Genomic DNA, 11,968 nt, shown 5'->3' with positions numbered 1-11,968 from the left:
CCTTCACCTCAGTGGACGACGTTGCTCAGAAGTCCCAGTCCTCGTCCTCCGTGGCCTCCGCCTTGCCGATCACGTACGACGAGCCCGACCCCGAGAAGAAGTCGTGGTTCTCGTCGGCGTTCGGCGAGAGGGCCGACAGGATCGCCGGGTTCACGTTCGTGACGGTCGAGGGGAACATGGCCTCGTAGCCGAGGTTCATGAGCGCCTTGTTGGCGTTGTAGTGCAGGAACTTCTTGACATCCTCGGTCAGGCCGACGCCGTCGTAGAGGTCCTGCGTGTACTGCACCTCGTTGTCGTACAGCTCGTAGAGCAGTGAGAACGTGTAGTCCTTGAGCTCATCGCGACGCTGCTGCGTCGCTGTCTCGAGACCGCGCTGGAACTTGTAGCCGATGTAGTAGCCGTGCACGGCCTCGTCACGGATGATGAGGCGGATCAGGTCGGCCGTGTTCGTCAGCTTCGCCTTCGACGACCAGTAGATCGGCAGGTAGAAGCCCGAGTAGAACAGGAACGACTCGAGCAGGGTCGAGGCGACCTTGCGCTTGAGCGGGTCGTCGCCCTGGTAGTAGTCCATGATGATCTGAGCCTTCTTCTGAAGGTTCGGGTTCTCGGTAGACCACCGGAACGCCTCATCGATCTCCTTGGTCGACGCGAGCGTCGAGAAGATCGAGGAGTAGCTCTTCGCGTGCACCGACTCCATGAACGCGATGTTCGTGTAGACGGCCTCCTCGTGCGGGGTGATCGCGTCGGGGATCAGCGACACGGCGCCGACGGTGCCCTGGATCGTGTCGAGCAGCGTCAGACCGGTGAAGACGCGCATCGTGAGCAGCTGCTCGTCAGGGGTGAGCGTGTTCCACGACTGGACGTCGTTCGACAGCGGCACCTTCTCGGGCAGCCAGAAGTTGTTCACCAGACGGTTCCAGACCTCGAGGTCCTTGTCGTCCTGGATCCGGTTCCAGTTGATCGCCTGCACGCTGTCGACGAGCTTGAGCGGGGGGTGGGGGGTCATGTTCGTTCCTTGTTCCTGGTCGCTGTCGACGGGTCAGAGCATGCAGGAGACGCACTCGGTCATGTCGGTGCCCTCGAGCGCCAGCTGACGGAGACGGATGTAGTAGATCGTCTTGATGCCCTTGCGCCATGCGTAGATCTGCGCCTTGTTGATGTCGCGCGTGGTGGCGGTGTCCTTGAAGAACAGCGTCAGCGACAGGCCCTGGTCGACGTGCTGCGTGGCGGCGGCGTACGTGTCGATGACCTTCTCGTAGCCGATCTCGTACGCGTCCTGGTAGTACTCCAGGTTGTCGTTCGTCATGAACGCCGCCGGGTAGTACACGCGGCCGAGCTTGCCTTCCTTGCGGATCTCGATCTTCGACGCGATCGGGTGGATCGACGACGTCGAGTTGTTGATGTACGAGATCGAGCCGGTCGGCGGCACCGCCTGCAGGTTCTGGTTGTAGATGCCGTGCTTCTGGATGCTCTCCTTCAGCTCGACCCAGTCCTGCTGCGTGGGGATGTGCTTGCCCGCGAAGAGCTCCTTGACCTTCTCGGTCGCCGGCACCCACGCCTGGTCGATGTACTTGTCGAAGAACTCGCCCGACGCGTAGGTCGAGTCCTCGAAGCCGTCAAACGTCTGCTGACGCTCGATCGCGAGGTTGTTCGAGGCACGCAGCGCGTGGTACAGCACGGTGTAGAAGTAGATGTTCGTGAAGTCGACACCCTCCTCCGAGCCGTAGTAGACGTGCTCGCGGGCGAGGTAGCCGTGCAGGTTCATCTGACCGAGGCCGATCGCGTGCGAGCGGTCGTTGCCGTCCTCGATCGAGCGCACCGAGCGGATGTGACTCTGGTCGCTCACTGCGGTGAGCGCGCGGATCGCGGTCTCGACGGTCTGGCCGAGGTCGTCGGCATCCATCGACAGCGCGATGTTCATCGAGCCGAGGTTGCAAGAGATGTCCTTGCCGATCTGGTCGTACGACAGGTCGTCGTTGTACGTCGTCGGCGTGTTCACCTGCAGGATCTCGCTGCAGAGGTTCGACATGTTGATGCGACCCTTGATCGGGTTCGCCTTGTTCACCGTGTCCTCGAACATGACGTACGGGTAGCCGGACTCGAACTGGATCTCGGCGACGGTCTGGAAGAACTCGCGCGCGTTGATCTTCGTCTTCTTGATGCGCGGGTCGTCGACCATCTCGCGGTACTTCTCGGTGACCGAGATGTCGCCGAACGGGACACCGTAGACCTTCTCGACGTCGTACGGCGAGAAGAGGTACATGTCCTCGCCGTTCTTCGCGAGCTCGAACGTGATGTCGGGCACCACGACGCCGAGCGACAGCGTCTTGATGCGGATCTTCTCGTCGGCGTTCTCGCGCTTGGTGTCGAGGAAGCGCATGATGTCGGGGTGGTGGGCGTTGAGGTAGACCGCACCGGCGCCCTGACGCGCGCCGAGCTGGTTGGCGTAGCTGAAGCTGTCTTCGAGCAGCTTCATCACGGGGATGATGCCGGAGGACTGGTTCTCGATCTGCTTGATCGGAGCGCCGGACTCGCGGATGTTCGAGAGCAGGAGCGCCACGCCGCCGCCGCGCTTCGACAGCTGCAGCGCGGAGTTGATGCCGCGGGCGATCGACTCCATGTTGTCCTCGATGCGCAGCAGGAAGCAGCTGACCAGCTCACCGCGCTGCGCCTTGCCCGCGTTGAGGAAGGTCGGGGTGGCCGGCTGGAAGCGACCGGAGATGATCTCCTCGACGAGGTTCACGGCGAGCTTCTCGTCGCCGTCGGCCAGGCCGAGGGCCGTCATCACGACGCGGTCCTCGAACCGCTCGAGGTAGCGCTTGCCGTCGAACGTCTTGAGCGTGTAGCTCGTGTAGTACTTGAACGCGCCGAGGAAGGTCTCGAAGCGGAACTTCTTCGAGTAGGCGAGGTCGTTGAGCTTCTGGATGAAGTCGAACGAGTACTTGTCGATGACGGAGCCCTCGTAGTACTCCTTCTCGACGAGGTAGTCGAGCCGCTCCTTGAGGGAGTGGAAGAAGACCGTGTTCTGGTTGACGTGCTGGAGGAAGTACTCCCGCGCCGCCCGCTTGTCGGCGTCGAACTGGATCTTCCCGTTCGCGTCGTACAGATTCAGCATCGCGTTGAGGGCGTGGTAGTCCAGCCCCTCGTACGCGGGGTTCACCTTGAACGCCGCGGTCTCCGTCACTGCGCCGTGTCCTGCATGCTCTTCCACTGCGATACCCACCGTCGTTCCAATCCGTCGCTCACGCGATCAACGTCGTCCTGTGTGCCGAAGATCTCTAGCCGGTACAAGTGAGGCACGTGGCACTTGCGGCTGATGATGTCGCCGGCGAGGCAGAAGGCGTCGCCGAAGTTGGTGTTTCCTGCGGAGATGACTCCGCGGATGTGACGTCGGTTGCGTTCGTCGTTGAGGAACCGGATCACCTGCTTGGGAACGGCTCCGCGCTCGACGCCCCTCCCCTCACCCCCACCGTAGGTGGGAGTGACCAGCACGAAGGGCTCGTCGATGACGAGGCCCTCCTCCTGCCGGTGGAGAGGGATGCGCCGGGCGGGGAGACCCAGCTTCTCGATGAAGCGCGCGGTGTTGCCCGACACGCTGGAGAAGTAGACCAGGAGCGGCGCAGCGGTCGCGACGGCGCTCATGGTGTGTCAGGCCAGGCGCGAGGCGAGCTCGTCGATCTTGTCGGGACGGAAGCCCGACCAGTGGTCCTCGTCGGTGACGACGACGGGTGCCTGCATGTAGCCGAGCGACTTGACCTGCTCCAGAGCCGCCGGGTCTTCCGACAGGTCGTGGATCTCGTACTCGATACCCTTCGCGTCGAGCGCGCGGTAGGTCGCGTTGCACTGGACGCAGGACGGCTTGGTGTAGACCGTGATCGACATCTTTTTCGGCTTCCCCTCAAATCTCTGGCCTGTGGTGATCAGGCGTTTGTCCGGTAGACCCTCACCGGGAACTCAATACTACATATAGGGACGGACATTCAGAGCGACCACAAGGGGTAGTAGTTACATCCGTGTAGTTTTCCACCGCTCTCCACCGGTACAACACAGGTTCTCCACCGTTTCTTCCACAGGCGGAGGGCCGCCCGCGGACGTCGCGAACCGCGAGAAATCGCGGCTGGGAGGACCCTGGGAGTCATCCATCCACAGGGGGCACGATACGGCCGACCACCGACATCCGATTTTCTGTGGAAAGCGCGGTTCGGCGTGTCGCGGCGTGTCGTCGTCTCCACCGCCGCACGGGGGTCGCCCCGGTGCCGGTAGCGTTGTCGGGTGGCGGGATATCAGGACCTTCTTCGCACGCCCGGAGTGGCGCGCATGATCGCGGCGCAGCTGACCGCGCGCTTCCCCAGCGGCATGACCTCGCTGGCGATCCTCCTGCACGTCGAGCAGCAGACCGGGTCGTACGGATCGGCGGGCCTGGTGCTCGCCGCGACGAGTGTCGGCCAGGCGGTCGCCGGACCCATCACGAGCCGCTGGATGGGCGCCTGGGGCATGCGTCGCGTCCTCACCCTCACGAGCGCGGTGTGCGTGATCGCCGTGCTCGGACTCGCCCTGCTCCCCCTCACCGTCCCCGGCTACATGGCGTTCGGAATGGTCGCCGGTCTCGCGACCCCACCCATCCAGGCCGCCGTCCGCACCATCTATCCCAAGCTCGTGAACTCGTCGCAGCTCACGCCGCTGTTCTCCCTCGACGCCTCTCTGCAGGAGATCATCTGGATCCTCGCACCGGTCGTCATCACCCTCGTCTCGACGCAGGTCGGCACCATGGAGGGCCTGCTGCTCGTCGCGGTCATCCTCGTCGGCGGCGCGGCCTGGTTCATCCTCTCCCCCGAGGTCGGCCGGGTGCGCATCCCCCGCAGCCGTAACGCCCTCGGGAAGGTCGTGCTGAAACCGCCCGTGCTCCTCGCCACCGTCGTCGGCTTCCTGCTCATCGGCGCGTGTGCCGCCGTCGAAGTCGGCGTGGTCGCGACGTTCGAGCACGGCAGCCTCGCTGCGGGTCTCGTCCTCGCGGTGTTCTCGGTCGGCAGCCTGGCCGGCGGCCTCGCCTTCGGGCACATCCCGATCGGCCCCTGGGCCATGGCCCGCCGCCTGCTGATCGTGACCGTCGGCCTCGCCCTCACGATGATCTCGCTCAACGTGTTCTGGCTGGGCGGCACGCTCATCGTCGCCGGCATCGGGATCGCTCCCGCCCTGGCGGTACTCTTCGCGATCACCTCGGCGAGCGTCAAGTTCAGCGAGACCGCCGAGGCGTTCGGCTGGACAGGCACCGGCCAGCTGATCGGGGCCGCCGCCGGATCCGCCGTCGCCGGCTTCCTCGTCGACGCGACCGACCCCCGCGGCGCCTACCTCGCCGCGACGATCTTCGCCGCGGTCGGGCTCATCGTCTCCGTCGTCTTCGTCCGCTCCTTCCCCGATCTGCGTCACCGCGACGCGAGCCCCCATCCCGACACCGAACCCCTGGCGGTCACACCCTCATGAGCACAGCACACCCCTCCCCGCACCGGAACGACGCGTCGTCTCCCGTCGAGGTCGTCTGCGTGGGCGAGTCCATGGGACTCGTCACCGCCGTCGGCGCGCCACTCGTCGAGACCGAGACCGCGGCGTTCGGCATCGCCGGGGCCGAGGGCAACGTCGCCGTGGGACTCGTCTCAGCGGGCCACCGAGCCGCGTGGGCGTCTCGCCTCGGCGCCGACCCGTTCGGGGAGCGCATCTCCGCCGAGCTCTCCGGCCGCGGCGTCGACATGTGGGCCACGATCGACGAGACGGCCCCGACCGGCGTGATGTTCAAAGACCCCGGCATCGAATCGTCGTCGGTCTACTACTACCGCCGCGGATCAGCCGCCTCCCTCATGGGCCGGGGCTTCCTCGACGCGGAGTCTCTCTCCGGGGTGCGCATCGTGCACACGACGGGCATCACGCCGGCGCTGTCCGCCACGTGCCGCGACATGGTCGATCAGCTGTACGTCGACGCCCGCGCGGCCGGGGCCGTGGTCTCGTTCGACGTCAACGACCGCCGCGCCCTGTGGAGCAAGCAGGATGCCGCCCACACCCTCGCCCGCCTCGCCGACGCCGCGGACATCGCGTTCGTCGGCCGCGACGAGGCGGAGCGCATCTGGGGCACCCCGACCGCATCCGACATCCGCGCGCATCTGCCGCACTGCGGACTGCTCGTGGTGAAGGACGGCGACGTCGGGGCCACCGCGTTCTCCGGCGACGACGAGCCGGTGTTCGTCCCCGCGCCGCGCGTCGAGGTCGTCGAGCCGGTCGGCGCGGGCGATGCCTTCGCCTCCGGGTTCCTCGCGGCCACGCTCGAGGGAGCAGACCTCGCGCAGCGCCTGTCGGCCGGACACGCCGCAGCCGCTCGCGTGCTCACGACGCACGGAGACCTCCCGCCGCTCGCCTGATCGCCGGGGCGAACGCACCGGTCCCGCTGTCGGACCGCGGCCGTAGGCTGAGAGCATGGCCGCGCCGCTCACCCTCCCCCGTCTCTGCTGGGGCGATCCGTCCTCCGCCCGCCGCGTCCTCCTCGTGCACGGGCTCGGCTCGTCGGGAGCGCTGATGTGGCGCCTCGGCGACGCTCTGGGCGCCGCCGGATGGCACGCGACGGCGATCGATCTGCGCGGGCACGGCGACGCGCCCCGCGCCCTCGACTACTCGGTGCAGGCCTACGGCGAGGATCTCGTCTCGACGCTGCCTGCGGACGGCGGGCGATGGGACGCCGTCGTCGGCCACTCCCTCGGCGGCGCCGCGAGCACGGTCGCCGCGGCATCCTCTCCCGAGTGGACCGCGCGACTCGTGCTGCTCGACCCGGCCATCCTCGTCGGCGGCCGCGACGCGGCGATCGTGCGGAAGAGCCAGGAGCGCGCGTTCGCCGACAACCGGATCGAGCTCGTCCGGCAGGAGCACCCGCACTGGCATCCGCAGGACTGGGAGCTCAAGGTCGACGCCGTGCATCGCACGAGCGCGTGGGCCGTCGAGCAGACCAGCGTGCAGAACACCCCGTGGGACGTCACGGCCGATGCCGCGCGCCTGACCGTGCCGACCCATGTGATCGGTTCCGACCCCGGCGTGTACAGCATCTTCACGGGCGAGGTCGCGCGGTCGGTGCTCGCCGCGAACCCCCTCATCACGATGTCGGTCGTCGAGGGCGCGGGGCACTCGCTCCATCGCGACAGGCCGGAGGAAGCGATCCGTCAGCTGAAGGAGGCACTCGCGTGAGCGCATTCGACCCGTCGGCGTTCCTGCCCGACGACCTGCTCGACCGCATCCGAGAGCGTGCACCGCTGCATGATCGCGACAACACCTTTCCGCAGCAGGACCTCGACGAGCTCCGCGAGGCGGGATACCTCTCGATCCTGGTCCCCGCCGAGCGCGGCGGCGCGGGCCTCGGGCTCGCCGAGGCCGCGATCCTGCAGCAGCGACTCGCGACCGCGGCGCCCGCGACCGCCCTCGCGATCAACATGCACCTCGTCTGGACAGGGGTCGCGAAGGTCTTCAGCGACCGCGGCGTCCCCGGCCTCGAGTTCGTGCAGGACGGCGCGGTCGCCGGTGAGGTCTTCGCCTTCGGCATCAGCGAGGGCGGCAACGACCTCGTACTCTTCGGCAGCGACACGAATGCCGTGCCGACGGGAGACGGCGGATACGCGTTCACCGGCACCAAGATCTTCACCTCCCTCGCCCCGGTGTGGACGCGGCTCGGCCTGCACGGTCTCGACACCACGAGCGAGGATGCGCCGAAGCTCGTCTTCGCGTTCGTCGAGCGCAGCGACGCGGTGGTCACGAGCGACGACTGGGACACCCTGGGCATGCGCGGCACCCAGAGCAGGACGACCCGGCTGAACGGCGCGATCGCGGATGCCGCGCACGTGGTGCGCCGCATAGACGCGGGACCGAGCGCCGACCCCATCGTGTTCGGCATCTTCTCGGTCTTCGAGATCCTGCTCGCATCCGTCTACACCGGGATCGCCCGCCGCGCGCTGGACCTGTCGGTGCAGACCGCGCGAACGCGGCGGTCGAAGCGCACCGGAACCTCGTACAGCCAGGACCCCGATATCCGCTGGCGCGTCGCCGACATGGGTCTCGCCTACGACGCGCTGCCCCCGCAGATCGCCGCACTCGCCCGCGACGTCGACGAGCGCGCCGACCACGGCGCCCGCTGGTTCACCCTCCTGTCCGGCCTCAAGCACCGTGCCATCACGACGGCGAAGCTCGTCGTCGATCAGGCGATGCTCGTCGCCGGCGGCGGGTCGTATTTCTCCGCCAACGAGCTCTCGCGTCTGTACCGAGACGTGCTCGCCGGGGCCTTCCACCCCTCCGACCCCGAATCCGCGCACTCGACCGCGGCGACGGCCTGGCTCGGCCCCCTGGAGCCCTGACCTCTGACGGAGCGAATCCGCACTCCGAGCGACACCGATCTGCGGAATCGGTTGCCGAGAGTGGATCTCAGTGCGAGGATCGCATCATGCCGTCCTCGAAAAAGCATCCCACCCTCGATGATGTGTCCAAGACGATCATCGAGCTGCTGCAGGAGGACGGGCGCCGCTCGTACTCCGACATCGGCCGCGCCGTCGGACTGAGCGAGGCCGCCGTGCGTCAGCGCGTGCAGCGTCTCACGGAGGCCGGCGTCATGCAGATCGTCGCCGTGACGGACCCGATGCAGCTCGGCTTCCGCCGTCAGGCGATGATCGGCATCCGCGTCTCCGGCGACACCCGCGTCGTCGCCGAGGAGATCGCGGCGATCGAGGCCATCGACTACGTCGTGATCACGGTCGGCGCCTTCGACATCCTCGCCGAGGTCGTGTGCGAGGACGACGAGGACCTGCTCGCCCTGATCAACGACAGAATCCGCCCGATCGACGGCGTCCTGTCGACCGAGACCTTCATCTATGCCAAGCTGCAGAAGCAGCTCTACAACTGGGGGACCAGATGAGCACCACCCGCACCACCCCGTCCGAGCCCGAACTCCAGGCGATGGCGAAGGACCACCTCTGGATGCACTTCACCCGTCAGTCGACGATGGAGAAGTCGGGAGTGCCGATCATCGTCAGGGGCGAGGGGCACCGCATCTGGGATGCGAAGGGCAAGGAGTACATCGACGGGCTCGCAGGGCTCTTCGTGGTGAATGCCGGCCACGGTCGACGCCGTCTCGCCGAGGCCGCTGCCGCCCAGGCATCCGAACTCTCGTTCTTCCCGCTGTGGTCGTACGCGCACCCGGCCGCGATCGAACTCGCCGACCGACTCGCCGACGAGGCGCCTGGCGACCTCAATCGCGTCTTCTTCTCGACGGGTGGCGGCGAGGCCGTCGAGACGGCCTTCAAGCTCGCCAAGCACTACTGGAAGCTGCAGGGCAAGCCGGCCAAGCACAAGGTCATCTCGCGTGCGGTCGCATACCACGGCACTCCGCAGGGCGCGCTCGCGATCACCGGCATCCCCGCCATGAAGGCCATGTTCGAGCCGATCACGCCCGGCGGCTTCCGCGTGCCGAACACGAACTTCTACCGCGCGGCGGAGATGGGCGGACCCGGCGACGATCTCGAGGCGTTCGGCCTGTGGGCCGCGAACCGCATCGAGGAGATGATCCTGTTCGAGGGCCCGGAGACCGTCGCGGTGGTCTTCCTCGAACCGGTGCAGAACTCCGGCGGGTGCTTCCCACCGCCTCCCGGATACTTCGCCCGCGTGCGCGAGATCTGCGACAAATACGACGTGCTGCTCGTGTCGGACGAGGTCATCTGCGCATTCGGCCGTCTCGGGCACACGTTCGCCTGCACCGGGCTCGGATACGTGCCCGACATGATCACCTGCGCGAAGGGCATGACCAGCGGCTACTCCCCTATCGGCGCGACGATCGTCAGCGATCGGATCTACGAGCCCTTCTCGCACGGCGACCTCTCGTTCCCGCACGGCTACACGTTCGGCGGACACCCCGTGTCGGCCGCGGTCGCGCTCGAGAACCTCGCGATCTTCGACGAGGAGGGACTGAACGCGCACGTGCGCGAGAACTCGCCCCTGTTCCGCGCCGAGCTCGAGACGCTTTTGGATCTGCCGCTCGTCGGCGACGTGCGCGGCGACGGATACTTCTTCGGCATCGAGCTCGTGAAGGACAAGGCGACGAAGGAGACCTTCGACGACGACGAGTCGGAGCGCCTGCTGCGCGGCTTCCTGTCGGGAGCGCTCTTCGAGGCGGGTCTCTACTGCCGCGCCGACGACCGCGGAGACCCCGTGATCCAGCTCGCCCCGCCGCTGACGATCGGCCCGGCGGAATTCCGTGAGATCGGGCAGATCCTCCGCGGTGTGCTGACGGAGGCCCAGAGAGTGCTCTAGCGGGCGCCGTTCACCCCCGCGGCGCGGTGCGTCGCCGTGCGAGCAGCGCGAGGTGCAGGGCGGCCAAGGTCTCGCCGTCCTCGAGGTCGGCGTTCAGCAGATCGCCGATGAGCGTGAGCCGCTGATAGAACACCGACCGGGAGAGGTGGCTCGCCGCAGCGGCGGCCGAACGATTCCCCGGGTGGGCGAGCAGCGCGGCCAGCACGTCGAGCAGGTCGCCGCGACGCTCTGCGTCGTGCCGGATCAGCGGCGACAGCATCCGCTCGCTGTGCTCGTGCAGGCGTCGATCGTCGCGAAGGGTCGCGACGAGTCGCTCGAGCGGTCGGTCGCCGACCCGCCGCACGCGGGCACCACCGGCGGACCCCTCGCTGTCGGCGAGATCGCGGGCGGCGCGGAGGGAGGAGAGCAGGCCGGGCACGTCATCGGCGACCGGCCCCGCGAACACCGGGCGGCCGGGGCCCGCGACGCGCAGCAGGGTCGCGTCGTCGAGCGCCAGGGATGCCGGGGCCGAGAGCAGCGCGACGTCGTGGTCGCCGGCGCGGGCCGCGGCGACCGCGAGTCCCGCCTGCCTGGCGCGGTAGGCGAGCCCCGCGATCGAGTCGGAGCCCCCGACGACGATGCCGTGGCATTGCCGCCCAGGCAGCTCGAATCCCCCGGCCCCGAGGCGAGCGGCGATGTCGTCGGCATCCGCGAACCGGGCTCCGAGCAGGTCATCGATCACGCTGCGCTGGGCGAGCAACGACCATTCGACATCTCCGCCGTCGGCGAGGCAGCCGAAGGCGAGCGCCGTCGCCCCCTGCTCGAGCACCGTGAGCCGACCGGCCGCCGGCTCGGGGCCGGGGAGCGCGAGCAGCGTGCCCCATCGCGTCCCCCTCGCCTGCACGGGCACACGATCGGCGCCTTCACGTCCGCGGAGGGCCTCGGACACCCGGCGCCCGAGGTACTCCCCCGCGATCAGCTCGCCTGCGAGATTCTCGAGCATGACCGGGGCGCCGATCGCTCGCGCGGTCTCGGCGACGACGACGTCGGCCGGGGCGCCCTGCAGGCTCAGCCCGGTGAAGAGATCGTGCAGGTGGCGCCGCTCCTCCAGCGCGGCGGTCTGCGCGGCGATGAGCGCGTGGTGCACGGCTTCGGTGACCGTGACGAACTTCACCTCGCGGGTGAGGGCCACGAGCGCGAGCCCCTCCTTAGCGCACACCTCGGCCACTGCCGCGGGGACCTCGGGGTGTCGGTCGCCGAGCTCGAGGACGATCCCGGCGAGGCCCACCTCGTGCAGGCGCACGGCGAACTCGCGCAGCATCCGGTCGTCGTCCGGCCAGGCGGCCCCCGTCGTGAGCAGCAGCTCGCCCCCGTCGAGCAGGCGCGCGACACCCGTGCTGTCGGAGACATGCACCCAGCGCACCGGAGTCTCCAGCGCTGCACCGCCGACGATCACCTCGGGCACCCCGCGCTGCAGCGCAGGACTGTTCAGCACATCGGTCACGGTGAGGGATCCCGCGCCCGCCGGACGCTCTGTCCGATTCTCGGGGAAGTCATGACGTTCTGACACCGGTATCGCCCGCCGATCTCTGTGAGCATGGACGAGAACCAGCGTAGCGGGAGCCGGTCAGAGTGTCCGATTCTCCCGCGCACCAGCATCGAGGAG

At 67.9% G+C, this 11,968-nt stretch carries 11 protein-coding genes; 6 read left to right on the top strand and 5 right to left on the bottom strand.

Annotated elements, in window-relative coordinates:
• Window positions 1-25 precede the first annotated feature (25 nt).
• From nrdF to nrdH, 4 genes are read right to left on the bottom strand one after another with little or no spacing between them, the layout of a single operon-like run.
• Complete coding sequence (gene nrdF, locus M3195_RS10555; protein ID WP_251587263.1) at window positions 26-1,006, bottom strand: class 1b ribonucleoside-diphosphate reductase subunit beta; 981 nt, start codon at window positions 1,004-1,006, stop codon at window positions 26-28.
• Window positions 1,007-1,039: 33 nt separating this feature from the next.
• Entirely contained in the window at window positions 1,040-3,184 is a 2,145-nt protein-coding gene (gene nrdE / locus M3195_RS10550; RefSeq protein WP_308211580.1) for a class 1b ribonucleoside-diphosphate reductase subunit alpha, read from the bottom strand.
• Entirely contained in the window at window positions 3,181-3,642 is a 462-nt protein-coding gene (gene nrdI / locus M3195_RS10545; protein WP_251587260.1) for a class Ib ribonucleoside-diphosphate reductase assembly flavoprotein NrdI, read from the bottom strand. The genes nrdE and nrdI overlap by 4 nt, the downstream gene beginning before the upstream one ends.
• Before the next feature lie 6 nt (window positions 3,643-3,648).
• Window positions 3,649-3,882 carry a glutaredoxin-like protein NrdH gene (gene nrdH, locus M3195_RS10540; RefSeq protein ID WP_067118559.1) on the bottom strand — a complete coding sequence of 78 codons (234 nt, stop codon included), beginning with the start codon at window positions 3,880-3,882 and terminating at the stop codon, window positions 3,649-3,651.
• 390 nt (window positions 3,883-4,272) lie between these two features.
• On the opposite strand from nrdH, the gene M3195_RS10535 reads away from it, so the two are divergent.
• From M3195_RS10535 to M3195_RS10510, 6 genes are all read left to right on the top strand, one after another.
• On the top strand, window positions 4,273-5,481 hold the full coding sequence (locus M3195_RS10535) for an MFS transporter (protein ID WP_251587258.1): 1,209 nt from the start codon (window positions 4,273-4,275) through the stop codon (window positions 5,479-5,481).
• Window positions 5,478-6,407, top strand: a complete 930-nt coding sequence (locus M3195_RS10530; protein WP_251587256.1) for a sugar kinase — start codon at window positions 5,478-5,480, stop codon at window positions 6,405-6,407. Before M3195_RS10535 ends, M3195_RS10530 begins: the two co-directional genes overlap by 4 nt.
• Window positions 6,408-6,462: 55 nt before the next feature.
• A complete protein-coding gene (locus tag M3195_RS10525) occupies window positions 6,463-7,221 on the top strand; it encodes an alpha/beta fold hydrolase (RefSeq protein WP_251587255.1) in 759 nt (252 codons plus the stop codon).
• Complete coding sequence (locus M3195_RS10520) at window positions 7,218-8,378, top strand: acyl-CoA dehydrogenase family protein (RefSeq protein WP_251587254.1); 1,161 nt, start codon at window positions 7,218-7,220, stop codon at window positions 8,376-8,378. Before M3195_RS10525 ends, M3195_RS10520 begins: the two co-directional genes overlap by 4 nt.
• 86 nt (window positions 8,379-8,464) lie before the next feature.
• Window positions 8,465-8,932, top strand: a complete 468-nt coding sequence (locus M3195_RS10515) for an Lrp/AsnC family transcriptional regulator (RefSeq protein ID WP_251587253.1) — start codon at window positions 8,465-8,467, stop codon at window positions 8,930-8,932.
• Complete coding sequence (locus M3195_RS10510; RefSeq protein ID WP_251587251.1) at window positions 8,929-10,323, top strand: aspartate aminotransferase family protein; 1,395 nt, start codon at window positions 8,929-8,931, stop codon at window positions 10,321-10,323. Before M3195_RS10515 ends, M3195_RS10510 begins: the two co-directional genes overlap by 4 nt.
• 10 nt (window positions 10,324-10,333) lie before the next feature.
• Here M3195_RS10510 and M3195_RS10505 read toward each other — a convergent pair whose 3' ends face one another.
• The gene (locus M3195_RS10505; protein ID WP_251587250.1) at window positions 10,334-11,806 is read right to left on the bottom strand and encodes a PucR family transcriptional regulator; all 1,473 of its coding nucleotides are present in this window, start codon (window positions 11,804-11,806) and stop codon (window positions 10,334-10,336) included.
• Between the last annotated feature and the right edge of the window lie 162 nt (window positions 11,807-11,968).

The organism is Microbacterium hydrocarbonoxydans (genome assembly GCF_023715885.1).
GTDB classification, from domain to species: domain Bacteria; phylum Actinomycetota; class Actinomycetes; order Actinomycetales; family Microbacteriaceae; genus Microbacterium; species Microbacterium hydrocarbonoxydans_C.
The sequence above is the reverse complement of the archived record's forward strand: the minus strand, read 5'-3'. Positions and strand labels throughout refer to the sequence as shown.